The 23,759-nt window shown below is 52.2% G+C and carries 20 protein-coding genes and 1 pseudogene; 11 read left to right on the top strand and 10 right to left on the bottom strand.

Features of this window, described 5'->3' with window-relative positions:
- Positions 1-631: 631 nt before the first annotated feature.
- From MMC1_RS20855 to MMC1_RS03450, 3 genes are read right to left on the bottom strand one after another with little or no spacing between them, the layout of a single operon-like run.
- Positions 632-3,853, bottom strand: coding sequence for an NACHT domain-containing protein (locus MMC1_RS20855; protein ID WP_011712360.1), 3,222 nt, complete (start codon positions 3,851-3,853; stop codon positions 632-634).
- Positions 3,854-3,860: 7 nt separating this feature from the next.
- Positions 3,861-5,402, bottom strand: a complete 1,542-nt coding sequence (locus MMC1_RS03455; RefSeq protein WP_011712359.1) for a KAP family P-loop NTPase fold protein — start codon at positions 5,400-5,402, stop codon at positions 3,861-3,863.
- A 30-nt stretch (positions 5,403-5,432) separates the two neighbouring features.
- Complete coding sequence (locus MMC1_RS03450; protein WP_011712358.1) at positions 5,433-5,993, bottom strand: XdhC family protein; 561 nt, start codon at positions 5,991-5,993, stop codon at positions 5,433-5,435.
- Between the two features lie 348 nt (positions 5,994-6,341).
- Between MMC1_RS03450 and MMC1_RS03445 the strand changes: the two genes are divergently transcribed.
- The gene (locus MMC1_RS03445) at positions 6,342-6,659 is read left to right on the top strand and encodes a hypothetical protein (protein ID WP_011712357.1); all 318 of its coding nucleotides are present in this window, start codon (positions 6,342-6,344) and stop codon (positions 6,657-6,659) included.
- Between the two features lie 59 nt (positions 6,660-6,718).
- Positions 6,719-7,639: an AEC family transporter gene (locus MMC1_RS03440; RefSeq protein WP_011712356.1), complete on the top strand. Its 921-nt coding sequence runs from the start codon at positions 6,719-6,721 to the stop codon at positions 7,637-7,639.
- An 85-nt stretch (positions 7,640-7,724) separates the two neighbouring features.
- Here MMC1_RS03440 and MMC1_RS03435 read toward each other — a convergent pair whose 3' ends face one another.
- Positions 7,725-8,267: a hypothetical protein gene (locus tag MMC1_RS03435; RefSeq protein WP_011712355.1), complete on the bottom strand. Its 543-nt coding sequence runs from the start codon at positions 8,265-8,267 to the stop codon at positions 7,725-7,727.
- 11 nt (positions 8,268-8,278) lie between these two features.
- The gene (gene thiS / locus MMC1_RS03430; protein WP_011712354.1) at positions 8,279-9,259 is read right to left on the bottom strand and encodes a sulfur carrier protein ThiS; all 981 of its coding nucleotides are present in this window, start codon (positions 9,257-9,259) and stop codon (positions 8,279-8,281) included.
- A gap of 325 nt (positions 9,260-9,584) precedes the next feature.
- Between thiS and MMC1_RS03425 the strand changes: the two genes are divergently transcribed.
- The 7 genes from MMC1_RS03425 to MMC1_RS03395 all read left to right on the top strand — a co-directional run bounded on the left by MMC1_RS03425 (position 9,585) and on the right by MMC1_RS03395 (position 17,190).
- The gene (locus MMC1_RS03425; protein ID WP_011712353.1) at positions 9,585-10,241 is read left to right on the top strand and encodes a hypothetical protein; all 657 of its coding nucleotides are present in this window, start codon (positions 9,585-9,587) and stop codon (positions 10,239-10,241) included.
- A gap of 368 nt (positions 10,242-10,609) precedes the next feature.
- Positions 10,610-11,080: a type II 3-dehydroquinate dehydratase gene (aroQ, locus tag MMC1_RS03420; RefSeq protein ID WP_011712352.1), complete on the top strand. Its 471-nt coding sequence runs from the start codon at positions 10,610-10,612 to the stop codon at positions 11,078-11,080.
- Positions 11,081-11,091: 11 nt separating this feature from the next.
- Positions 11,092-11,580 carry an acetyl-CoA carboxylase biotin carboxyl carrier protein gene (gene accB, locus MMC1_RS03415; RefSeq protein WP_011712351.1) on the top strand — a complete coding sequence of 163 codons (489 nt, stop codon included), beginning with the start codon at positions 11,092-11,094 and terminating at the stop codon, positions 11,578-11,580.
- A 4-nt stretch (positions 11,581-11,584) separates the two neighbouring features.
- Complete coding sequence (accC, locus tag MMC1_RS03410; protein WP_011712350.1) at positions 11,585-12,922, top strand: acetyl-CoA carboxylase biotin carboxylase subunit; 1,338 nt, start codon at positions 11,585-11,587, stop codon at positions 12,920-12,922.
- A gap of 65 nt (positions 12,923-12,987) precedes the next feature.
- Positions 12,988-13,566, top strand: coding sequence for a phosphoribosyltransferase (locus MMC1_RS03405; RefSeq protein ID WP_041640733.1), 579 nt, complete (start codon positions 12,988-12,990; stop codon positions 13,564-13,566).
- Between the two features lie 1,097 nt (positions 13,567-14,663).
- Entirely contained in the window at positions 14,664-15,809 is a 1,146-nt protein-coding gene (locus MMC1_RS03400; protein WP_011712348.1) for a ComEC/Rec2 family competence protein, read from the top strand.
- A complete protein-coding gene (locus tag MMC1_RS03395; protein WP_011712347.1) occupies positions 15,799-17,190 on the top strand; it encodes a ThiF family adenylyltransferase in 1,392 nt (463 codons plus the stop codon). Before MMC1_RS03400 ends, MMC1_RS03395 begins: the two co-directional genes overlap by 11 nt.
- Before the next feature lie 21 nt (positions 17,191-17,211).
- Here the strand turns inward: MMC1_RS03395 and tnpC (MMC1_RS03390) are convergent, their stop codons facing one another.
- Genes tnpC (MMC1_RS03390) through tnpA form a run of 3 tightly spaced genes read right to left on the bottom strand, consistent with a single transcriptional unit; the run spans position 17,212 to position 19,528 of the window.
- Positions 17,212-18,792 (bottom strand): IS66 family transposase, encoded by a 1,581-nt coding sequence (gene tnpC / locus MMC1_RS03390; RefSeq protein WP_011712020.1) that lies wholly within the window; start codon positions 18,790-18,792, stop codon positions 17,212-17,214.
- Positions 18,793-18,827: 35 nt separating this feature from the next.
- Complete coding sequence (tnpB, locus tag MMC1_RS03385; RefSeq protein ID WP_011712019.1) at positions 18,828-19,187, bottom strand: IS66 family insertion sequence element accessory protein TnpB; 360 nt, start codon at positions 19,185-19,187, stop codon at positions 18,828-18,830.
- Positions 19,187-19,528 (bottom strand): IS66 family insertion sequence element accessory protein TnpA, encoded by a 342-nt coding sequence (gene tnpA, locus MMC1_RS03380; RefSeq protein ID WP_011712018.1) that lies wholly within the window; start codon positions 19,526-19,528, stop codon positions 19,187-19,189. Before tnpA ends, tnpB begins: the two co-directional genes overlap by 1 nt.
- A 140-nt stretch (positions 19,529-19,668) precedes the next feature.
- Between tnpA and MMC1_RS03375 the strand changes: the two genes are divergently transcribed.
- Positions 19,669-20,520, top strand: a complete 852-nt coding sequence (locus MMC1_RS03375; RefSeq protein ID WP_160162653.1) for a Mov34/MPN/PAD-1 family protein — start codon at positions 19,669-19,671, stop codon at positions 20,518-20,520.
- Positions 20,510-21,688, top strand: coding sequence for a patatin-like phospholipase family protein (locus MMC1_RS03370; RefSeq protein WP_011712345.1), 1,179 nt, complete (start codon positions 20,510-20,512; stop codon positions 21,686-21,688). The genes MMC1_RS03375 and MMC1_RS03370 overlap by 11 nt, the downstream gene beginning before the upstream one ends.
- Positions 21,689-21,943: 255 nt before the next feature.
- Here the strand turns inward: MMC1_RS03370 and MMC1_RS03365 are convergent.
- Together MMC1_RS03365 and tnpC (MMC1_RS03360) are read right to left on the bottom strand one after the other, a co-directional pair.
- A pseudogene (locus MMC1_RS03365) lies at positions 21,944-22,120 on the bottom strand (transposase domain-containing protein); the annotation flags it as partial.
- A gap of 25 nt (positions 22,121-22,145) precedes the next feature.
- Entirely contained in the window at positions 22,146-23,726 is a 1,581-nt protein-coding gene (tnpC, locus tag MMC1_RS03360) for an IS66 family transposase (RefSeq protein ID WP_011712020.1), read from the bottom strand.
- Between the last annotated feature and the right edge of the window lie 33 nt (positions 23,727-23,759).

Below are 23,759 nucleotides of genomic sequence, written 5' to 3'. Positions count from 1 at the left end.
GGCCACTCTCCCTAGTCTCTCTCCCTTGCTCGTCCCCGCCCTTGTGGGCCTTTTGTGTGGGCCATAAAGACCGAGCGGGGGTGGCGTAGTCGCCACCACAACGGCACGAAAAAGGGCATCTTCCGTAAGGAGGATGCCCTTTTAAGGTTCTGGACCACACCCGCGCGGGGGCGTAGAGGGAGGGGGGGTGCGCAGGTGCGGTCACAGAGCGAACGTCCACCCAACGGGGGCGACGTATCCCTATGCTATTAAGCAACAACCCGGTTTAACAGAAGCGCCTGTGGGGCCGGTGTTTGCTCTGCTGGTTATGAGTATCACTCCAAAACCCTGCATGAGGGAAATCAAATTTTGAAACACCTTGTAACAATGTTACATATGCCGAGCCACTTGCTAAGCGTTGGCTGGCTTTGGCTCGGGTTTGCCCCTGTTGGCTTGCGCTCCGGCGCGGGCAAACCAGCGCCCTTTGGGGCGGACAAGTTACCGTAATTTTGGTTAAAAGGAAACAAGCCTGTGGCTTAGCATGCAACGCTGTTGGTGGAAGCCTGCGGCGACACCCCTGCCCTACCCCCCTTTTTACCCCCGCCCATCTGTTACAAAAAACGCAACGGGGGTTGGGTGGAGGGGCCATGTTTCACCGATTTTTGGCTGGCTCCAGTGTGCGCAATTGGGGAGGATCGCTTATCCAGGCGTCCCGCGCCTCGGGGGGCCAGGGTTGTTTATCTTTGTCCCAGCCGGCCTCTTTGAGTGCCAAGAAATAGTGTTCAAGGGGGGTGTGGGCGGGGGTGAGCTGCCGTTCTTCCCGCAGATAGGTAAAAAATTTACGGTTGCGTGGGTTATCTGGGTGCCAGCGTTCAAACAGCGCCCCAGGCTGTAGCTCTAGGTTTTCGGGCAGGTCGCGCATATCTTCCCCTCGCTCCTTGAGCCAGTGGCACAGGTAGCGGTAGAGTTTATGGCAGAGCGCCTCCACCGGTTCCACCTGCTCATGGGTGGTGTCCACCTGTTGCAGGGCATGGTAGGGAAACCATGGTAGCTCAAACAGCGCAGCAATTTCTGGATCCTGCTGCCCCAACTGCGCCCATAGCTGCAACTGTTGCCCCAAGCTGGCAAAATAGAGGGGGCTGGAGGCGACAGAGGTCACGGTAAGCCGCCATAAATTCACAGTTTGATCCAAATCTTGATCCCCATTGTGCGCCTGAACCCGAAACAGAGCCCGATCCAGAGCCCAATCCAGATCCAGAGCCCAATCCAGATCCCGATCCCGATCCAGAGCCCGATCCAGAGCCCGATCCAGAGCCCGATCCCAATACAGAGCCCGAGCCAGAGCCCAATCCCGAGCCCGAGCCTGAGCCCGAGCCCGAGCCCGAGCCTGAGCCCGAGCCAGAGCCTGATCCCGAGCCCGAACCCGAACCCGAGCCAGAGCCCGATCCAGAGCCCGATCCCGAGCCCAAGCCCGAGCCCGAGCCCGATCCCAATCCCTCTCCTGAGCCTGTGCCTGTGCCTGTGCCTGTGCCTGTGCCCGATCACAATAGACAAAAAATTTCAATCGACTCTGCCTAGGGCAATTTAACGTCTCATACGCACTGGAATAGAGATATAAACGGTCGTTTTCCTGCCACTCCCGTAGCAGTGAAACGGGGGGAGGATAGATCTCTGTAGCCAGCAAGATCTCTTGCACCGTTAACACCTCGCGATACAAGGGTGCTGCAACGACGGCAAAACGTCCATGCAGATCCAGCGGGCCAAACAGATGCCGATTCTGTTGAATGGCTTCCATCCACTGGACAAGGGGTGCGCCCCCCTGCTGCCACTGCTGCTCCAACCAATCATCGGGGGCCACACTGAGCAGTTTTAGCCGTGCCACTCCCAGGGGATCATCCGGGCGGGCCTGGTTAAACTGCGCCTTCATATAGGCATAGACCTCATCCTGCCAAGACGCCCAATAGGGGGAAATCTCATCGTATAGGGACAGCCAATCATGATCTCCTCCACTCTCCCCCGCATCTTGAAGGGCCCTTTCCCAATAGTGGCTCCAAATCTCCCGCCGCTGGCTGGGGGTGAGGGTGGGCTCCCCTTCCGAGAGCAGCTTATTAAGAAATTGCAGTTGTGTTTGCGCCTCTTTAGGCTTGGTTTGTTCCTGTTTGTTTAACCAGCTACGTTTGATCAGCTCATACTGTAGTGATCCCGCCTGTTTGGCACTCTGTAGGCCAAAAAAGGCCAACCCCACCGGGTGCCACTTGGGCTTGGTCACCATCGGTACCAGCAGCTCCTTTTCCAGAAAATCCACCAAATCAAAGCTATTGTTGCCCATCTGCCGGTAGATGTAGCTGCCCACCAAAAACTCTTGGAACGAGAGGTGCGAAAAACCCAATACCCCCTCCTCTGGCTCCACCAACAGCCCAGCACGGATCAGGAAAAAGCGCAATAGATCCTCAACATGCTTTCCATTAGCCGCCCTATCGCCCCCCTGGTCGAAGCTTAACGGGTAATTCCCCCCCGCCAACAGATCCAACAACCACTGCTTAAACTGGCCGTGGGTGATCTCCAAATGCAAAACGGCACGCTCACCACCACCGGTAGAGCCAATTTTGGCATGGTGAAGATCGTAGGCCAAACGCTCCAACACCCGCCATTTATCATCGTCACTAAAATCAAAGCTTAGCTCTTTGTTGCCGCTGTTTCGCGCCTCCATCAGCTCTTTATGGGTATCAAGCACGGAGAGATAGGCCTTGACCATCTCTTCATAGGCCTGGGCGTGGCTGTGGGGCAGCGCTCCGCGCACATCGTGAACAAAGGTAAGGCTGGCAAGAAAGATGGGGCGACGTTTGATCGCCTGAAAAGCGGGGTAGTGCTGCAAAGGCCCCAACAGTTTGCCGCTTTGCCGCCGCTGTTTCTCCCAATCATTGGGAAAACGGGCCTTAAACCAGCGGCTGACATACTGTTCTATCTGCCCATCGTCAAAGGGACGCATGTAGAGCGTCTGATGTAACCGGGCACCTTGGGTGACCAATAGGCGCTTGGATAATGATTGTGGCTTCGCCCAATCAGCAACCCTTTGCAGCCATTTTTTGGAGGGCTTAAAATCATAGGGCAGCTGTTCGAACCCCACGGGCCGCCCCGTAACCAGCACCGCACTTTTATCAAAACGCATACAAAAGGCGTGAAAGATGCGGCGGATCCGCCGGCGCATGGCCAGACCGATCTCATCCACCCCATCCAGACAGAGAATACCCCAGCCTCGGTCCAGCAGATCCACCACATGGTCCAGGTCCACCAGATCCTGCCCCGTTTTACCCTTGACCTTGGTCTGCCAAGCCTTGAGCAGATCCATAGGGGTATGAAGGTCTTTGCTTAAAGTGAGTTCCCGTAGAATAATGGGCACCACCATGCGCCGCCCCAGATATTCATTCATAGGGTTACGAGCGGCACTGGAGCAGGCGGTCGCCAACATCTGCACCAAAACCGATTTACCCGAACCGGGTTGACCAATCAACACCGCCTTGCCATCCACCCCAATGGGCTTGTCCTCTTCAAAAGTGATGAGCAACTCCTCCAGCCCCAACCCCGGCTGCTGTTGTAACTGCTCAGCAACCTTGTCCGGAGCGGCTCGTTCCTGGATCTCCATTTCAGCAAAGCGTTCTTCCACATAGATTTTTGCCATGGCCATGGGGGTCCGCTGGCTGGCATCGGCAATACCGGCGAAGTTGGCGTCGCTGAAGTTTTTAACCAGCCACTCCCGGTAGCGGATCAACCACTTGTGCTGTTCCAACGATGAACAGACCGGTTCCCGCCACTGGTGAGCACGGGCATTATCGGTAAAGATATGGTGAAAATGGGCTTGTTGTTTCTTATTCATGGTTTAATTACACCAAGTAGCGTTCAATTTTCGCATATTCTGGCTCAACACTTGTCGTGCTCTCCCTCGGCGTACCATCGGCTACGGTTTCCGTTGCAGAGCTCTCTACAGAATCCGCACCTTGTGTGTTAGGGTTAAAGGCTTTGGCAAACTCATCCCGAAAGCGTTGAATAGCTTTTGCCCGCCAAGCGGATGCTCGCACATGGCGAAACTCTTCCGTATCCATGCTTGGCTTTACGGCGGCATCAAAAGCAGGGGGCTTATTTTCTGGTGAGATTAAAGGATTTTCTAAAATTTTAGCATAGTAGCGTTTGCGGTCATCCTGACTAGGATCATCACCAACACACACATGCAGCAGAGCCTGTAAGGCCCCCGTTTGGCGTTGCGCCAATAGCTCATAGGCATCGGGAAAAACCGTGCGCAGGTAATGAACCAACAATAATGGATGAATATGATCCTTTAGCTCACTCTGTTTGTCATTATTCTCCTTCTCTAAAAACAGCTTTTTATACAAAATCAAACCATTAATTAAATTCTTTATAAAACGTGGATTATTAGGTGACAGCACAGAAAGCAGCTCCGCCAAACGTGACAATTTTTCGTCTTCGAGTGATTTAAACTCCTCCGTCTTTTTGAGCATCTCCTGCACAAATTTCTTAATCTGATCATGGCTTGGGGAAGGTAAGGTTAGGCGGGTTTGAAAAAGCTTCTCTACATATTGGGCTGCTTCAACCGGGGTAAACATGGCGGCCTTTGCCACAGCATTTTCGACATGCCCACGATCCATACCAAAAACAAAGATACAATATTTACTGCTTAGGTAGAGCTTAATTGATTCCAACAGAGTAAAGACCGTTTGATCACTACAGCGATCTAGGTCATCAATAAATACGACCAGTCGAACACCCGTTTGATTATTGCTTTTGGTGGCAAGTTTTGGTGAAACAACCTTAATGACGGCGTCCTCAAAAGCCGAGCGGAAATACTGCGACTCCAAACGACCAGAGAAGTTTTGCTTCTCTTTACGCTGAGCAACGCTCTGCACCTGGGTCATAAAAGTTTTGCCCGATGAGACAAGATTACGCCCATAAGATATGTTTTGAGCATCATCAATCAGCGCACCCATGGTGTGTATCCCTGCTTCAAACACGGTTGCACAGCCTGCTAAACCTTGATGAAGGGTTTGGTGACGCATTTGTTCACGAATTTCATGCAACAAAGGCACTAGCGGGTTTTGTTCATGTTGATGTTGCCAAGGATTAAACCACACCGTTTTAACATATAGGCCCCGCTTTTTTTTCTTCTGCTCGGCATCCAACTCTAAGCTTGCAGGCAGTTTACCTTCTATGGATGTATCCGTTGCATATCCATGTGTTAAACTGGCCCACAAGGCACGCAACGTAGAGCTTTTACCACCCCCCCAACGTGCTCCAATTGAAAAGGAGAAAGGAGGGGTAACCTCTAGGATCATGCTTTGAATTGGCTTGGCAAACTGAGCAGCACCAAGTTGTTCAATATCTATCGTTTCAGTATCATTCAAATAGCCCATACTTCAATCCATTCCATCTGAAGGGGTCACTTATGACGCTTTACCCGGGCAGGGGCGGTTGGCTTGGCTGGGGGTGGCCTTGGCCAATTTGGCAGGGCGCTGGTCGTTGAGCACCCCACCGCTGCCACCTTGGTGGCGTAGTTGGATCTCCGCCAAAATAGAGAGCGCGATACTGGCGGTATCCTCACCGCCCAGATCCAAACCCGCTGGGACTGAAATCATTTTTTGCAGCTTTTTTTGGCTCTTTTTATCCAAACCGGCCATGGCCTCGTCCAGCACCTCCTGCCCGCGCGTGGCAGAGGCAATTAAATAGATGTGCTTAGCCCCCCGCTTAACCAAAGCCTGCACCACCTCCGCATCCTTTTTATGGCCACGGTTTATAATGGCGTGGGTGTTGGGGGGTATACCCAACTCGGTCTTTAAAAAATGGTGGGGGATGCTCTCCACATTGGGGGGCCAGGGGTATTGCGGCGTATCTTGGTCCATGACCGTGACACTCCAACCCAGGGTCGCCGCCGTACGCGCCATTAAACGGCCTATTTTTTTGCAGCCCACAATCAATAGTTGGGGCTCCTGGGTTTGCGTTGCCATGAAATAAACCTCATACTAAGCTGAGAAAACGTTGGTAAAAGGGATAGGGCCAATTTTTTGGACCCCCGCGCAACCAAAGGGGCAACCTGCACTCATAGGCATAGAGGGGTTTTATGCCCTACCGCGCCAAAAGCCCTTGGCGCTGAACCAACATGGGTGCAAATACCAACCGGGTTTGCACATACGACCGCCCACGCTGCCCCGTTTGGATGCAGCTTAATTAAAACGGCGCCCCCCCACAGAGGGCCTGCCACAAGCCACACAACAGCGCCATGGTGGCCCCTGCTACAGGCCACCCACACCCATGGGCGCAGTATGGTTAATGAAACAGAATACAATAGGGTTAGCATGGCGACTGAGGAACCAAACCTAGACGATTTTGTGAAACTCTTCTCACTCTATCCCGAGGAGCAGTTTTATCACCTGGAGCCGCACCCCCAACCGGACCCCTACCATTTTCTATTCCGGCAGGTCATGCAGTTGCTCGCCACCCGTTCGGCCTTTGTTATCTCCATGCCGCGCCCCTTTTTAGAGGCTTCTCGCCACTATAATGGAGGAAACGCCGCCACGGTGAAACATTTTAATAATGCCGAAAACCGCTATTTCTTTCTTTCTGATCTTAAAGATTGGGTCCTTTTACAAAAAAAACGACGCAAGCGCCCCTAACCAACCCGGCCACTCTTGATCTTTACCCGCTCTAAAATTTTGCCCATTGGAGTCTGCCCATGCTGGAAATCGTTGCTGCTTTAGGGCCGGTTTTTCTGCTGGTGCTGGCCGGGGTCGTTTTAAACCTATTGCGTTTTCCAGGGGATGACTTTTGGCCCCTGGCGGAGCGTTTTGTCTATTTTCTGCTGTTTCCGGCGCTCTTAATCCGCACCTTAGGCGGAGCCAATTTTAACGATGTGGCGGTGACCCCTTTGGCGCTGTCGGTGGTGGTCCCCCTGCTGCTGGTCACAGCGCTCATGTTGCTGGCTGGCCCCTTGGTCCACCGTCGCGGGGCGGGCTTTACCTCGGTCTATCAAGGGGCCATACGCTTTAATACCTACGTGGCACTCTCCGCCGCCGAGCAGCTTTTTGGTGAGGCCGGCTTGGCCCTAGCGGCCATGACCATCGCCTGGATGATCCCCCTGATCAATATTTTATGCGTCGGGGTTTTTGCCTTAAAAATTAAGGAAGATGCCTTTTCTTGGCGTAGTATAGGCCGTAATCTGGCCCATAACCCACTGATTGTAGGCTGCACCGTGGGTTTATTGCTGAACATAAGCGGGATTGGTCTGCCGGGCTGGTTGGGGCCAAGCCTAAACCTGCTGGGTCAACCCGCCCTGCCCCTGGGGCTATTGGCGGTTGGTGTGGGGCTGCACCTGCACCTCGACCGGGGGGTGTTGCGGGATCTGGGGCTGTCCGCCCTCATTAAATTTATGCTCATGCCGCTGCTGGTCTATGGGGTGGGACGGCTGGTTGGCTTGCAGGGCATGGGCTTGCAAATCGCGGTGCTGTTTTTCGCCATGCCCACAGCCTCCTCCGCCTATATCCTGGCCAAACAGATGGGCGGTGACGCCCCCTTGATGGCTAAAGTGATTACCGGGCAGACCCTTTTAGCCATGCTCACCCTACCCTTAACCATGGCCTTGGTAAGCCGCTTATAAGCCGCCTGAGGGGTAAACCACTGCCCCGCCTGACAGGAGCTTTTGACCCCGAGCCTACCCAGGCGCAGAGTCAAAAGCTGCTCTCTTAGGAGCGGAACAGGTTAAACAAACCCCGCCGCGAAACCGGTTTATCCAGATGGTTGCTCAAGGATTGCTTGGTGCGGTGGGGCTGCGCCCCCCCCACCGCTTTAGCAGCGGCCATGGCGTCATAACTGTTGATGTAGTTTTGCACCTGGGGCAGCAACACCTGGGCAAAATGGTGGCCGGTCTCTGGCTCCCATGCGATCACCACCGGCGTTGCCCCCTTGGCGGTGTGCAACAACACCCCCTGTCCAGCGGCCACCCGCCCTTGGGCATCCCCCTCTAGAGGATAGGCCGACTGCACCGGCGGGGCAAGCTGCCCCGCCCCCAGCCAATAGACCCGCTCAATGGCCCATGGGGTAATCAGCAGGGCCGAGGCCAAGCCGTCATCCCGGGCGGCGGACTCCATCTCAACCATCACCTCCAGGGCGGGGTTAAGGCCAGCACGCTCCCCATCCAAAGCCTCGGCCAGACGATCATTGGCCACCTTTAAGGCCACCGGATCGGGCCAGCGACAATCCCACACAAACTCCGCCTGTGACGGCATAACCCCCACCCCTAAAAGAAGGTGCCATCCAGCGGGCTGGAGGCCGTTGCATAAAGTTTTTTCTGAATACGCCCGGCCAAATAGGCCTGCCGCCCCGCCAACACCGCATGTTTCATGGCATGGGCCATGAGTATGGGATCTTTAGCCCCAGCAATGGCGGTATTCATTAATACCCCATCACAGCCCAGCTCCATGGCGATGGCCGCATCCGAGGCGGTGCCCACCCCGGCATCCACCAGCACCGGCACCTTGGCTTGCTCCACAATAATGCGGGTGGTGTAGGGATTACGCACCCCCAAACCCGAACCGATGGGAGCTGCCAAGGGCATGACCGCGACACAGCCAAGATCTTCAAAACGTTTGCACATATGGGGGTCGTCGGTGGTATAGACCATGACCTTAAAGCCCTCTTGCACCAATATCTCGGCGGCTTTTAGGGTCTCGGGATTATTGGGCCAGAGATATTTTTCATCGCTGAGCACCTCTAACTTAACCAGATCCCACCCCCCGGCCTCCCGCGCTAGACGCAGGGTGCGCACCGCATCTTCAGCGGTAAAACAGCCTGCTGTGTTGGGCAGATAGGTATATTTTTTGGGGTCGATATAGTCGGTTAACATGGGGGCGTTAGGGTTGCTTACATTAACCCGCCGCACCGCCACCGTCACAATCTCTGCCCCCGAGGCTTCAATGGCAATCTTGGTCTCTTCAAAATCCTTATACTTACCGGTGCCCACCAGCAAGCGGCTATTAAAGGTCAAACCCGCCACGCTCCAGCTATCCGCCGGGGGGTGCTGGCCACCACCAATAAAGTGGACCACCTCAATCTGGTCATCCTCTTGCAACACCACCGCGCCATAGGTGCCCCTACTCACCACCGCTTTATTGCGCTCAACCGCCACCTTCTCTGGGGCAAAACCCAAACCCATAAGCAGACCCTCTAGGGTTGTGCCGGCTTCGGCGTTATGGGGTTCACCGTTCAAATGAATCTTCATATTCAACCTCTCCATGAGGGGGTTGCGCCACCAAACGGCTGCATGGGCTGTAAACCGATTATCAGGAGGCGGGCTCGTTGTTGTGGGTTTGGAAGATCATAAAGGGCGAAAAGTTCCTACTCAAGGTAAACTTGCACCCATACGCCAACCGCCCCATCCTACCGTGGGCGCCCCCCAGCTAGGCCCCACCACCCCATCCACAGCAGCCACTCTTGGCGTTTTGCTCAGTTTGCCGCTTTTTTTTTAAGCTGGAACGTATGGTTACGACTTCCCCTGTGGTTAAAAATGGGTCACACTGATTCGGTCCGTTCGCAAGGAGAAGAGCATGGCTTTGGATTGGCAGAGCAGCATTGAACAGTTGGCCGCCATGGCACGGGAAAACCGTGTGGAGGAGGCCAATACCCAGATTGACGAGATCTTAAACCTTTATCCCGAAGTGGTGGGGCAGTGGTTTTTAATCTCCAAGCTGTTGGCCGGGCAGGATCATCTGTGGGAAAACCGCATTGCCACAGAACTAGAGCGCTTTGGCAGCGCCCCAGCGCGGGCCTACCGCGCTACCCTGCAAACCCTCAATCGTTCGGTGCAGGCCCAACAGCCCCAGCCGGAAGCGCCACCCCCTGCCTGCGCCACCCCAGAGCCTGCTATCATCGAGCCCGTGGTCGAACCCAGCACAGCAGCGCAACCCACACCCCCTGCGACCACCAGCATAGACGAACGCCCCTTGCCCATACCTAACGAACCCTTGGCGGTAGCCCCCCAAGCAGCCCAGCCCTTAGAACCCTTATCCATAGCGGCGCCAACGCCCACACCGCCGGATCAACCGCTGGATGAAGAGCAGCAGATGCAACTATGGCGTCTACAGGGCATGCTTGGACGCATCTACGTTTATGACTTTATGAGCAAGACCCGCAACCAGCAAAAGCAGCGCCTGACCGGGCTACTGCAACAAGTAGAAAGCTATCGGACACAAAACAGGCCTTAACATACAGCCCTGCATATAGGCCAGGGCATTTGGCCGCTTTTACCGATATTTAGAGGAAATATTTAAAAAAGGCGCAAAATTCTCCTATTTTGCGCCTTTTTTTGTGTAACCCTCTCATTGCCCTAACCAACCGGTGAAGGCTTGAGAAAAATAGCTTTTCCTCGCTGTTTCTGCCCAAAAAATGCATTTTTTACAGATTTTTTATAAAAAATCATAAAATTTTGCGATTTTTCCCTGAACCTTTTGACGAACCGCTCTATACTGTCCGGGCGACGGGGTGAAGACCCTTTTTGATAACCTGTGTCGGAACGTGCCGGTCGCACTGTTTTACTTCGCTGCCGACAGTGAAGCAACGGAAGGGCAAAACGATGTCCCCATCCAAACCATGGCGCATATTGGTGCTCAACGGCCCCAACCTAAATATGTTGGGTAAACGTGAGGCATCCCTCTACGGCCACGAAACGCTGGCCGATGTCGAGGTGCTGTGCGCCGCAAAAGCCGCACAACTGGGGGCACAACTGGCCTTTTACCAATCCAATTATGAAGGGGCGTTGGTGGAGCGCATCCAACAGGCCCGGGAAGATGCCGATCTGATCGTCATTAATCCCGCCGCCTATACCCACACCTCGGTAGCCATCCGTGATGCCCTGTTGGCCGCAGAAAAACCGGTGGTGGAGATCCACATTAGCAACATCCACAAACGGGAACCCTTCAGACACCACTCTTACGTTAGCGACATCGCCCTGGGACAGGTGGTTGGGCTGGGCATACGTGGTTATGCATACGCCATGGAAGCCGGCATCACCCACCTTGAGAGTCAGGTAGCATCTAAGCCATAAGGAAGCGTAATATGGATCTCAAAGAGATTCGTCAATTGATCAAAATGCTCGACGACACCGATGTGTCGGAGATTGAAGTTTGTCAGGAGGGCAGCACGGTGCGTATCAGCCGTGGCATACAACCCACCTATATGACAGCCCCACCCCAGCACTATATGGCCCCACCCCAGCACTATATGGCCCAAGCACCGGGCTATCATGGCGCACCGGCTGCGGCACCCGCTCTGGCCACTGCCGAGACCAGCAGCGATCGGGGCAATGCCGTGGTGGTCACCTCACCGATGGTGGGCACTTTCTACAAATCCCCCTCCCCGGATGCCGCCGCCTTTGTTAAAGAGGGTGAAATGGTGGAAAAAGGCCAGGTGCTCTGCATCATCGAAGCGATGAAGCTTATGAATGAGATCGAATCCGAACACTCCGGGCGGCTGGTGAAAATTTTAGTGGACAATGCCAGCCCGGTCGAGTTTGGTGAAGAGCTATTCCTCATCGAGCCGGTGTAACGCCATGTTTAAGAAAGTATTAATCGCCAACCGGGGCGAAATCGCCCTGCGGGTGCATCGCGCCTGTAAAGAGTTGGGCATTCAAACGGTGGCCATTCACTCCACCGCCGATGCCGACTCGATGCATGTTAAGGTGGCCGACGAGTCCGTCTGTGTAGGTCCCCCCTCCTCCATGGACTCCTACCTCAACATCTCTTCCATCATGGCGGCGGCTGAGGTGTCGGATGCCGAAGCGATCCATCCTGGATATGGTTTTCTTTCAGAAAATCCAGAGTTTGCCGAGATTGTCAAAGCCTCTGGCCTGACCTTTATTGGCCCCGAACCGGAAGTAATCCGGCTGATGGGCAACAAGGTGCAGGCGCGTAAAACCATGATTGCCGCCGGGGTACCGGTGGTGCAGGGCAGCGAAGGTGCCGTCAATAGCGAAGAGGATGCCCTGCGTATTGCCCGTGAAATTGGTTTTCCGGTCATCATCAAGGCCGTTGGCGGCGGCGGTGGACGGGGTATGAAGGTGGTGCATGCCGAGGCGGGCTTGATCCGCGCCTACACGGTAGCCCGCAACGAAGCCCGGCAGTTTTTCCGCAACGACGCCATCTATATTGAAAAATATCTGGAAGCTCCCCGCCATGTGGAGATCCAGATTATGTGCGACCGTCACGGCAATGCTGTACACTTGGGCGAGCGGGACTGCTCGTTGCAGCGGCGTCACCAGAAAATTTTGGAAGAGGCTCCCTCTCCAGCGGTCTCACCAGAAGAGCGCCATAGATTGGGCACCCTCGCGGCCAAGGCGGCCCATGCTGTGGGTTATGAAGGGGCGGGCACCTTTGAGTTCCTCTACGACAAGGGCAACTTTTACTTCTTGGAGATGAACACCCGTATTCAGGTGGAACACCCGGTTACGGAGATGGTCACGGGCATGGATCTGGTTAAAGAGCAGATCCGTATTGCCGCCAATCTGCCCATGAGCTTTACCCAGGAAGATATTGTCATGCGCGGCCACTCCATCGAGTGCCGCATCAATGCCGAGGATTCAGAGACCTTTCTCCCCTCGCCCGGGCTGATTACAGAGTATCATGCGCCGGGTGGTGGTGGGGTGCGGGTGGATTCCAACTGCTACACCGGGTATCGCATTCCCCCGCATTATGACTCGATGATCGGCAAGTTGATTGTGCATGGGCGCAATCGTGAAGAGGCCGTAACCCGCATGCGGCGGGCGTTGGATGAGTATATCATCTGCGGCATTTCCACCACCATTCCCCTGCACCAGCGCATTATGCAGGATGCCACCTTTATTAGTGGCACCTATGACCTGCACTTTCTGGAGCGTTTTTTAGGAAAGTGAGCCAGCGGCACACGAGCGGGTCTTTGGTACGGCATCAAAGGCCCGTTTTTTTTATTAGAATAGGGATGACCGTGACCCAAAACGCCGAAGCCAAAGCCAATCTGGATCATCTGGAACCCTTTATTGACCGCGCCCATATTGCACTGCGGGTTGCGGAACTGGGGGTGCAGATACGTGGCGATATGGTGGGCAAAGACCCCGTTTTTCTGGTGGTCTTAAAGGGGGGCTTTGTATTTGCCGCCGACTTAATGCGGGCGCTGGATCATACGGTGCCGGTGGCTTTTACCAATGCCCGTCCCTGTGCCCACCTGCCCATTTTTAGCCGCGAAGATGAAGATTTGTTGCGGGGTAAAGATATATGGGTGGTGGACGCCCTGTTGGACCAAGGCCACAGCGCCATGCGCCTTATGCAGGGCTTACAGCCGTTGCAGCCGACCTCCATACAGTTTGCGGTATTACTGCACAAAACCGTTGAGCGTGCGGAAAAAATACCTGTCCGCTATGTGGGTTTTGAGGTGCCCGATACCCGGCTGGTGGGCTATGGGCTGGATGAAAATCAGCAATTTCGCGGCATGCGCAATCTCTACGCTTGGTGGCCATACGCGCAGGCTATTCGCGCCGACGAGCCCGAAGAGTTCCTGTAACCCCCCCCGGCCCACCGCCGCCTTGCTTCTTTGATCAGATAGGCACCCAACCCTCCTCCTCGCCCACAGCGTCACAACAGCACCGCAGGTGGAGAATTTCGATTAGGGACGCGCGCGATATACATGACTACGTATTAAACGCGATCATACCAGTGTTGAAAAGAATATAAATGACATTTACATGGGCGCATATCCTGCCAGCATAGTACTTTTTTGCCTAATTTTAAAAGGATTTCATATAAATTTGAGAAGAAGCTCCGGCTACGGGCAAGGTGTTTGAAAAAACAGCGTGAGAAGTCGATTGATTATAGATTTTATTGAGGAACTTGAAAACTGTTTAGGGAGAAGGTTGAGGCGAGTGAAGCCTGGGCCAAACCCCAAAAGTAAAGATTAAAAGACAGGAAAGGTGTTGGCTGATGCACATTTACCTGGAATTACGTAACTGTCTCCGGAATTACGGAGGAGTTCGAGAAGGAATACGCCATTCGCGCTGGAGGCGAATCGGTCAATGCGGCACTCAAGACGGCTCATGGCCTGGGGAAGGTCTGGACCCGGCGCCTTCAGCGAGTAACCTTTGCGGTCACAATGAAAGCTCTGGCCAGCAATGTGAAGCGCTTCCTGCGCTACCAGTGCGTCCAAATGGCCGGGAAAGAGCAAAAAGTGGAGCCTGTTCCGGCGTAATGGGGTAGAATACCCCTCGTTTCACGCTGAAATCGGCTCCGTAAAGAGGGATCAGAGAAGGGCCGTGTGGGGGTCCATAGCCGTTTTGCAGGATTTTCTTATCACGCAGTCGACTGGCCAGGGAATACACTCAAGCTCAAGCGGGCTTTTTTCGGGGGGCTCAAGCGTATGTCCCCGGAACTCCTCCCAAACGTATGTCCCCGGAACTCCTCCCCCCGCATTAAGTGTATGTCCCCGGATCTAGCATTAAATTTCAACAGAGCTCGGGACATCCCCATACAATCAAACAGGACTCAGAAATGCGAAAGTCAATTTCACTGAACACAAAAATGAAAATGGCTGAAGATGGTAGGATGGTCCAGTGTGTGTCGTGATATAGGATCAACAAGGTCTCTGTGATAAAGGGATATATAGATATGCTTAATAAGTCTGGAGTGATCTTTTGGCCCGTTGGAACAGGGGATAGCACGAGTATCGTGATCCAAGAAGGGGTCGTTCTCCAAGTAGACTTGCGCGATCTGAAAATGGCCGATGAAACCGGTGATGACCACGCCACATTGATTGATGCGTTGGCAGCAAACTTGCCGAAGGTTGAAGGCAAACCGTATCTCTCTGCTTTTGCTCTTACACACCCTGACAAGGACCACATTCTAGGTTTTGAAGAGTTGCTCGATAGGGTGACCATTGGTGAGATCTGGTTTACACCAAGGGTGTTTATTGAGCATGACCAGGACTTGTGTGACGATGCCGTTGCGTTCAAAAATGAAGCCGAACGACGTGTCCAAGAAATGATTAAATCAAATGGTGATGTGGGGGCAGGAGAGCGCGTCCAACTTATCGGTTACAATACGCTACTTGAAATGGAAGAATTCAAGAATTTTCCAGAAGATCGGCTAACTGTTCCGGGTAACTCAATCACAGAGATTGATGGGAATAATTATGAAGGTGGGTTCAATGCCTTTATCCACGCTCCTTTTGCGGAAGAAATAGTAGGCGACCGAAATGACACAAGCATGTGTATGCAGATTGTGCTCGGTAATGATCCCTCTCAAGGGGGAGTTTTACTTTTTGGCGACATAGCTTATCCACGCATTCGTAGGATATTTGATGCAACTAGAGAGGCTGGAAATGAAGAGTATCTGAAGTGGAAGGTATTTTTGGCCCCACACCATTGTAGTAAGTCGGCCATGTATCAAACTGAGGACGACAAGGAGGTTCTCAAACAGGATATGCTGGACGACCTTGCTGAATTCCAGGTCGAAGGTGGTGTCATTGTTGCCAGCAGCGAAAAAATTCCGTCTCAGAATTCGTCAGGAGACAATCCGCCGCATGCCAAGGCCAAGAGTCGCTATGAAGAGGTCGCAGACAATGGGTTTCTATGTACTCACGAAGACGGAGGAAAAGGTGCACCCCTTGTGTTCCAGGCTGAGGGTGGAACGCTAACTACCTCAGATCTTGCCGAAGCTGCGTTTACTGGATCAACCAGCAGACTGGCCACGGCTGTTGATGAAGCTCGTGGTTCAGACAGCCCCCCCTCGGAACAGGTCGGATATGGTGACTGAATGTCTATCATGGGGGCAACAACTTGCTCTGGAGCAAGTTGCGGATATTGTCGCAGCTAGCAATGGAACAGTCGAACTGGTGCAAATAGATCCGCCAACATCTGAAGGCGACACTCTGTTATTGCGCGTATCCATTGATACAAGTGATTACACGTTTCAAAAAGGTGGATTAAAATTCCGGAAGCGTGAAGGGTTTCACATACGTGTGTCATCCCGGTTCCCAATAGAGCCCCCTATTGCGAAATTTACACATCAACGTTTTATGGGGCAGGCTCATGTCCAATGGGGAAATCAGATTTGTCTTTATCTTGCGACCGACGTTGAATGGTCTGCAAGTGACGGCATGTTTGGCTTCATCAAACGGCTAGATCAATGGCTAGGTGATGCTGCTCAAGATCAGTTGGATCCTGACGACGCCCCACTGCATCCGCCAGCTGTATATCATAGCTCTGACACGAAATTTTCCGTTGAAATCGATACGCCGGAACTGGCAGATGGGGCTTCTCCCTGGATCGGAACTGCCAAGCTGAGAAAGCGAAACGACCATTGTCTTGATGTTTTCGAGTGGGCTGAGATACCAAATTCGCTTTCAAGAAGTGAGAAATATGCTGCTGTAATTTTGCTTGGCCAATCGATGCCAATGGAGTTCCCAAACACTGTAGATAAACTCATTACTACATTTCAAAGCTGCAATATCTCTTTTGGTCTGCTTTTTTCTGTCTTAAGATTATTTTCCCTGCACCAGAATTCTGGTGACCCGCTTTATTTTATTATCGGGGCCCCAATGCGCCGCCGAAAGGCAGGCGAGCCGCTACGTCAACACCTGACAGCTTGGAAAATAGATATTGAATATGTTACGGCTTTACACACCATTGTATTAGAAAAGGAAAGTGAAGCTGCTGACAAAGCGTGGGAGCTCATCAATGAATGGGCTTGCAATGCTACAACAGAATGGTGCCGTGTTTATGACAACCGCCCTGAAGTTACATTTAGGCGTGATCAAGAAACGAATGCGAGTTGGTTTTTGGGGAAGAGTGTCGTCTTGCTTGGATGTGGTGCCCTCGGTTCACACTTTGGAGAGTATTTGATTCGTGCAGGAGTTACAAAGCTACGTCTTATAGATTACTCGAATGTCCATCCTGGCATTCTTGTCCGGCAGCAATTCAAATATAGGCAAGTGGGGTATTCAAAAAATAGCGCCCTGTCTATGACACTTGAATCAATCAACCCGAAAGCAGATATAGATCACAAATTTTTCGATCTTACACAGGGCTGGCCTGAATCACTGTCTCTAGATGAATTTGACCTTGTGATTGATGCGACAGCTTCCAGGAGAGTTGCTGCTGCCCTCCAACTAGATTGGATAGCTCTTATTTCGTAAGCGCCCATTTATCCCCATCAACTACCCTGCCGGTTCAGCAGCAGATTTCAAATTCCACGGGAGCAACAAGTCGAACTCATCCACGGTTTGCGCTGTGGCGAGGCCCTCAAAGACCTTTGTGAGATAGACGAAGGGCTCCCAACCATTGGCTTTGGCCGTTTCAATCAAACTGTAGAGGTTTGCCGAGGCCTTTGCACCTCGAACAGAGTTGCTGAAGAGCCAATTTTTCCTGCCAATCACAAAGGGGCGAATGGCGTTCTCGGCTCTGTTGTTGTCAATTTCCAGGCGTCCATCATCAAGATATCGAATCAGAGAGGACCACTGATTGGTCAGATATCCCATCGCTTCGCCGAGTTTGCTTTTCGGTAACACCCCTGCTCGATTATCTTCCAGCCAGGTTTTCAACTCATCGATAATGGGGCGGGAACGCTCCTGGCGCACCTTGTAACGTCGCTCTGGAGTAGCCTCTTCCTCACGCAGATCCTTTTCCACAGCGTACAGTTTCCGGATCAGCGACAGTGCCTGCCCAGCCTTGCCTATCTTGCCTTTTTTGGATTTTCCCAACGCTTTGATCGCCTCGTCGAATTGACGACGGGCATGCGCAAAACACCCCATCAGGATCACATCTTCCTGCGCACCCACACCCAGATAACCTGCATACCCATCCGTTTGCAACCAGCCTTTATAGCCCGCCAACAGCCGTTTCGGAACCTCGGCACCGCGTGTGGGATCGTAATCAAACAAAATCACCGGACTACCCGGGGGACCACCTCGCTGTACCCACATATAGGAGTTGCTGGCTGCAACTTTATCTTTTTCCTTAAGCACTTGAATCGTAGTTTCATCCATCTGCAGGATATCGTAATCCAGCATCTTGTCCCGCATCAGATTGATCAACGGCTGCACCAGTTGGCCGCACTGGATCATCCAATTGGCCAGCGTGGTTCGACAGACATCAATCCCTGCACGGGTCAGAATGGCGCCCTGTCGATAGAGCGGTAACCCATCGGCATACTTGGATACCGCCACATGGGCCAATAGAGCAGCTGTAGCCAACGCCTTGGGAATGGGACGTTTGGGTGTAGGGGCCGTCTTCACGCCCTGTTTGCAATGAGGACAGCCATATTTGATCTGGATGTGCCGCAATACCTGCACCTTGGCCGGAATAATATCCAGTTGCTCGCTGGTCTCACGGCCAATCTCGACCAAATGGTGACCATCCAGGCCACAAACCAATGCCGACTCAGGCAACTCATGAATGATATCCACCCGGGGTAGCCACTCTGGCAATGGCTTGCGCCCTTTGGACTTCACTTTGCGGCTATGGGCAGGAACCTGGATCTCTTCGGCATCCTCTTCAGGTTCCTCGGCAGCCGTCACTTCTGCCTCATCGAACAGACCCAACTGACGGGGATCGCTCTTCTCACTGGAACGCCCAAACCGCTTGGCAATGAGAATATTCAGCTTCTCCCTCAGAAGCTGGGCTTCATGCTCCATACGCTTGCTTTTGTCCTGTAAAAGGACATTTTCAGCCTGCAAGGAAAGTATTATTTCCCGCAAAGCGGCAGGGTCATCAGGGAGTGTCTTTGGTAGCGTTTTCATAGCCGAAATTATACCAAAAAAACCGCCTTAACACTCTATACAATCGAAGAAAAATGCAGTTTATTGTGACCCTTCATTGCCGCCAGGTTGTAGCCATCAAGTAGCCAATTCAGCTGCCGCCCCGTGATTTGGATTTCTGCGGCACCTCCCTGGCGCAACCAGTGAAATCGGTCCTTTTCCAGCCGCTTTTGCCACAGGCAGAAGCCATTACGTTCCCAGTAAAGGATTTTCACCTTGTCCAATGATCGATTGCGAAACACGAACAGAGCCTCATCAAAGGGATTCAACTCCAGTTCTGCCTCCACCAATGCAGCCAGTCCGTTGATCCCCTTCCTGAAATCCACCGGCTCCAAACAAAGATGGACGACAGAAATATCCGGCGATGGGCGCATCATCACAAGGCTGCCACAGATCGCAGGACAGAGAGCAAGCTCTCGCCACCATTCCCTGACCACTCCACCGTCATACCATTTGGGAACTGAATCCGGCAGACCCCTGCTGAAGACTTTGAACTCAATTCCAATCGCTGAAAACGTCGCTTGCCTGATCCTGACTCTTCCAGAAAACCCATTTGCGTCAGCTTGCGCTTCCAAAAATACAACGATGGAAGGCTCAGCTTATGGACTTCAGCGTACTCCTTAATGGTGCCGACCTCAGAACGACAACTGCGTAAATGATCCAGCCAGTACCGCTGCTTCTCACTCAGCACAGACGCCTCAATTGATTTGTCTTCCATGTTCGCCTCCTAAAATTTTGAATTTCAGAAAGCGTGACATACCTTCAGATCAAACTGAACCCTGGGGATAAATGGGCGCTTACCTTATTTCAACGCCACCGACCCTCAGATGCACCATCAGTGATGATGCGTCTCTAGGAATGGCCTTCCTTAAAATGCCAAAGGCCGGTTTTGGCCCGTCCGACTTAATGCGAAAAACAAAATTGGCTGCATTCCATACAGATGGGCTAAGTGATTTCGCTGGTTCGTTCTGGCCGCAAGGGCAACAGGAGCGGGGGTTTCAGCCTGAACCGGGTTGCTCTGAGCCAACCTTTGTTGGATCAGCAGCTGATATCGCTTTCTTCGCATCGTCCTTTTTTAATTTTGCAGCAAGCGTGCTCCAGAGAGAAACTGATTATGTGGCAAAAGCTCTGTTTGTGTCCGCACAAAATGATCGCCGACCAATAGAGTCTCGCGTAGTTGACCTTGGAGTAGAGGATCTGAGTGAAGATGTAAACTATCAGTATCGTGTGTCTATTTCTCTAAGTGCAAGAAAGGGAGTGGAAAGCGAGATAGCATCAAATGCTCGGTCTGGTAACCGAACAAACGAAACTGGTGGCCTATTACTCGGTGAGATTGATGATTCACTTCAAAGTATCTATATCGATATTGCGACTGGCCCTCCACCTGATAGTCATAAGTCACCACAGCGTTTTCTATGCGGTGTTGAAGGGACAAAGGATCAGTGTTCGTTTTATGCGAACCGTAGTGGGAATTCCACTAAATTCGTTGGTGTATGGCATACCCACCCAGTTTCGATGCCGAATGCGAGCGATGTAGATCTTGAAGCAATAGCTCAGATTCTACATGCGCAAGAAAAAACACCCCGCCACGTCGTTATGTTGATTGTTGGTTTTGCAACGACAAACCCTACGTGGCGCTTTTATCTATTCCGGAAAAATCAATTCCGGTTTATTCCCGTTGAGATAGAGGCTGAAAAAGATGGAAGGTAAACCACGCAAAATCGGGCTGGCACTTTCTGGAGGGGGATCGCGTGCGGTAGCATTTCACCTTGGTTGTATGCGGGCACTGAACGATCGCGGTATTTTAGATAAGGTTAGTACACTGTCCACTGTTTCAGGTGGAAGTGTTATAGGCGGACTCTGGGCTTACTCAGACGATAGTTTCGAAAAGTTTGATATAAGAATTCAGGAACTACTCCGAAATGGGCTGAGGGGTGGGATACTGAAATTTACCCTGTGCTCAGGCACCACCTTAAAGATTATTGCGACGGTCTTGACTTCAGGATTATTGACAGCGATATGCTCATCCATCAATCTATTTTCTAAGCTGCTGCGCATTCTAGGTGTTCCAGCCTCTGCACTAAGAAGAATAGCAAATCACCTTCAGGCTCCTCTTCCACGCTTCGCAAGCATGACAACAGCATTTTCTGAATTTTTGGATAGAGAATATTTCAAAGGCACGATATTAAAAAACATCAAACGAAGAAATCTCAGAATTGTTATTAATGCTTCTGAGTTGAGAACACAGTCTGCTTATAGGTTCGGCTCAGATGAGTCTGGCTGCTGGCGTTTTGGGATACTTGCAGATGATACAAAAGTTGCAAAGGCAGTGGCGGCAAGCGCGGCATTTCCTGTTCTGTTGCCGGCATTGGATGAGCAAAGGCGATATATCAACAAGTTAGGCGAGACATCCATCCATAGAACAATTGTTACGGATGGAGGGGTTTACGATAATCTTGGTACCAGTTGCCTTGTTCCAGGCCGGAGTAGTGACTACAGCACAAACGTCGGGGAAATAGATTTCATCATTGCATGCGTCGCTGGACAAGGGCTTCCCGATGGTTCAAGTGTTCCATATCTCTGGCCTTCTCGGATGATTGCAACGCTTGATACCATCCATCGCCGAACCCATTCAATGACTTTTGATCTTCTTCACAAATTAAAAGATAGTGGCAAAATTGAAGGATTCCTGCTGCCATACCTGGGGCAGAATGATAGCGCTCTTACTTGTCCTCCAAAAGACCTAGTGTCGCGCGATGCTACTTTCGATTATCCCACAAATTTCGACCCGATGACTCAGGAAGACATTGAGCTGCTAACAAAGCGAGGCGAACAATTGACGAGGAATCTCATTGAAACCTATCATCCAGAATTATAGGTTGAATGGTTGATATGGTTAACCTGTTGTATTTTTAAGGTATATTGATTGATTCCGAAATGTGTATACACTGCTTTTAGCTTATAATACAAGCATATGATGCACTTTTTGGCGAGCGGTAGTAATGGGCTTTATGCCGCTTCCCTATAGTAGGATTTTATGATCCCACCAAGCCTTTCTTTGCATTTAATGGGACCATCGCGGGCAGCCTTAAAATTGATGTCCAGAACGTAAGCGCCCATTTATCCCCATCAACTACCCTGCCGGTTCAGCAGCAGATTTCAAATTCCACGGGAGCAACAAGTCGAACTCATCCACGGTTTGCGCTGTGGCGAGGCCCTCAAAGACCTTTGTGAGATAGACGAAGGGCTCCCAACCATTGGCTTTGGCCGTTTCAATCAAACTGTAGAGGTTTGCCGAGGCCTTTGCACCGTAAGCGCCCATTTATCCCCATCAACTACCCTGCCGGTTCAGCAGCAGATTTCAAATTCCACGGGAGCAACAAGTCGAACTCATCCACGGTTTGCGCTGTGGCGAGGCCCTCAAAGACCTTTGTGAGATAGACGAAGGGCTCCCAACCATTGGCTTTGGCCGTTTCAATCAAACTGTAGAGGTTTGCCGAGGCCTTTGCACCTCGAACAGAGTTGCTGAAGAGCCAATTTTTCCTGCCAATCACAAAGGGGCGAATGGCGTTCTCGGCTCTGTTGTTGTCAATTTCCAGGCGTCCATCATCAAGATATCGAATCAGAGAGGACCACTGATTGGTCAGATATCCCATCGCTTCGCCGAGTTTGCTTTTCGGTAACACCCCTGCTCGATTATCTTCCAGCCAGGTTTTCAACTCATCGATAATGGGGCGGGAACGCTCCTGGCGCACCTTGTAACGTCGCTCTGGAGTAGCCTCTTCCTCACGCAGATCCTTTTCCACAGCGTACAGTTTCCGGATCAGCGACAGTGCCTGCCCAGCCTTGCCTATCTTGCCTTTTTTGGATTTTCCCAACGCTTTGATCGCCTCGTCGAATTGACGACGGGCATGCGCAAAACACCCCATCAGGATCACATCTTCCTGCGCACCCACACCCAGATAACCTGCATACCCATCCGTTTGCAACCAGCCTTTATAGCCCGCCAACAGCCGTTTCGGAACCTCGGCACCGCGTGTGGGATCGTAATCAAACAAAATCACCGGACTACCCGGGGGACCACCTCGCTGTACCCACATATAGGAGTTGCTGGCTGCAACTTTATCTTTTTCCTTAAGCACTTGAATCGTAGTTTCATCCATCTGCAGGATATCGTAATCCAGCATCTTGTCCCGCATCAGATTGATCAACGGCTGCACCAGTTGGCCGCACTGGATCATCCAATTGGCCAGCGTGGTTCGACAGACATCAATCCCTGCACGGGTCAGAATGGCGCCCTGTCGATAGAGCGGTAACCCATCGGCATACTTGGATACCGCCACATGGGCCAATAGAGCAGCTGTAGCCAACGCCTTGGGAATGGGACGTTTGGGTGTAGGGGCCGTCTTCACGCCCTGTTTGCAATGAGGACAGCCATATTTGATCTGGATGTGCCGCAATACCTGCACCTTGGCCGGAATAATATCCAGTTGCTCGCTGGTCTCACGGCCAATCTCGACCAAATGGTGACCATCCAGGCCACAAACCAATGCCGACTCAGGCAACTCATGAATGATATCCACCCGGGGTAGCCACTCTGGCAATGGCTTGCGCCCTTTGGACTTCACTTTGCGGCTATGGGCAGGAACCTGGATCTCTTCGGCATCCTCTTCAGGTTCCTCGGCAGCCGTCACTTCTGCCTCATCGAACAGACCCAACTGACGGGGATCGCTCTTCTCACTGGAACGCCCAAACCGCTTGGCAATGAGAATATTCAGCTTCTCCCTCAGAAGCTGGGCTTCATGCTCCATACGCTTGCTTTTGTCCTGTAAAAGGACATTTTCAGCCTGCAAGGAAAGTATTATTTCCCGCAAAGCGGCAGGGTCATCAGGGAGTGTCTTTGGTAGCGTTTTCATAGCCGAAATTATACCAAAAAAACCGCCTTAACA

This window comes from Magnetococcus marinus MC-1 (genome assembly GCF_000014865.1).
Classification (GTDB): Bacteria; Pseudomonadota; Magnetococcia; order Magnetococcales; family Magnetococcaceae; genus Magnetococcus; species Magnetococcus marinus.
This window is presented reverse-complemented; position numbering and strand designations above follow the sequence as displayed.

Excerpts from the sequence above, each read along its gene's own strand:
- MMC1_RS03435 (WP_011712355.1), bottom strand. The coding sequence starts at position 8,267 with ATGCCGTCACAGGCGGAGTTTGTGTGGGATTGTCGCTGGCCCGATCCG.
- MMC1_RS03425 (WP_011712353.1), top strand. The coding sequence starts at position 9,585 with ATGGCTTTGGATTGGCAGAGCAGCATTGAACAGTTGGCCGCCATGGCA.
- MMC1_RS03395 (WP_011712347.1), top strand. The coding sequence starts at position 15,799 with ATGGTGACTGAATGTCTATCATGGGGGCAACAACTTGCTCTGGAGCAA.
- tnpC (WP_011712020.1), bottom strand. The coding sequence starts at position 18,792 with ATGAAAACGCTACCAAAGACACTCCCTGATGACCCTGCCGCTTTGCGG.
- MMC1_RS03400 (WP_011712348.1), top strand. The coding sequence starts at position 14,664 with ATGCTTAATAAGTCTGGAGTGATCTTTTGGCCCGTTGGAACAGGGGAT.
- MMC1_RS03440 (WP_011712356.1), top strand. The coding sequence starts at position 6,719 with ATGCTGGAAATCGTTGCTGCTTTAGGGCCGGTTTTTCTGCTGGTGCTG.
- thiS (WP_011712354.1), bottom strand. The coding sequence starts at position 9,259 with ATGAAGATTCATTTGAACGGTGAACCCCATAACGCCGAAGCCGGCACA.
- MMC1_RS03445 (WP_011712357.1), top strand. The coding sequence starts at position 6,342 with ATGGCGACTGAGGAACCAAACCTAGACGATTTTGTGAAACTCTTCTCA.
- accB (WP_011712351.1), top strand. The coding sequence starts at position 11,092 with ATGGATCTCAAAGAGATTCGTCAATTGATCAAAATGCTCGACGACACC.
- MMC1_RS20855 (WP_011712360.1), bottom strand. The coding sequence starts at position 3,853 with ATGAATAAGAAACAACAAGCCCATTTTCACCATATCTTTACCGATAAT.
- tnpB (WP_011712019.1), bottom strand. The coding sequence starts at position 19,187 with ATGATGCGCCCATCGCCGGATATTTCTGTCGTCCATCTTTGTTTGGAG.
- tnpA (WP_011712018.1), bottom strand. The coding sequence starts at position 19,528 with ATGGAAGACAAATCAATTGAGGCGTCTGTGCTGAGTGAGAAGCAGCGG.
- MMC1_RS03405 (WP_041640733.1), top strand. The coding sequence starts at position 12,988 with ATGACCGTGACCCAAAACGCCGAAGCCAAAGCCAATCTGGATCATCTG.
- aroQ (WP_011712352.1), top strand. The coding sequence starts at position 10,610 with ATGTCCCCATCCAAACCATGGCGCATATTGGTGCTCAACGGCCCCAAC.
- MMC1_RS03455 (WP_011712359.1), bottom strand. The coding sequence starts at position 5,402 with ATGGGCTATTTGAATGATACTGAAACGATAGATATTGAACAACTTGGT.
- tnpC (WP_011712020.1), bottom strand. The coding sequence starts at position 23,726 with ATGAAAACGCTACCAAAGACACTCCCTGATGACCCTGCCGCTTTGCGG.
- MMC1_RS03370 (WP_011712345.1), top strand. The coding sequence starts at position 20,510 with ATGGAAGGTAAACCACGCAAAATCGGGCTGGCACTTTCTGGAGGGGGA.
- accC (WP_011712350.1), top strand. The coding sequence starts at position 11,585 with ATGTTTAAGAAAGTATTAATCGCCAACCGGGGCGAAATCGCCCTGCGG.
- MMC1_RS03450 (WP_011712358.1), bottom strand. The coding sequence starts at position 5,993 with ATGGCAACGCAAACCCAGGAGCCCCAACTATTGATTGTGGGCTGCAAA.
- MMC1_RS03375 (WP_160162653.1), top strand. The coding sequence starts at position 19,669 with ATGGCCTTCCTTAAAATGCCAAAGGCCGGTTTTGGCCCGTCCGACTTA.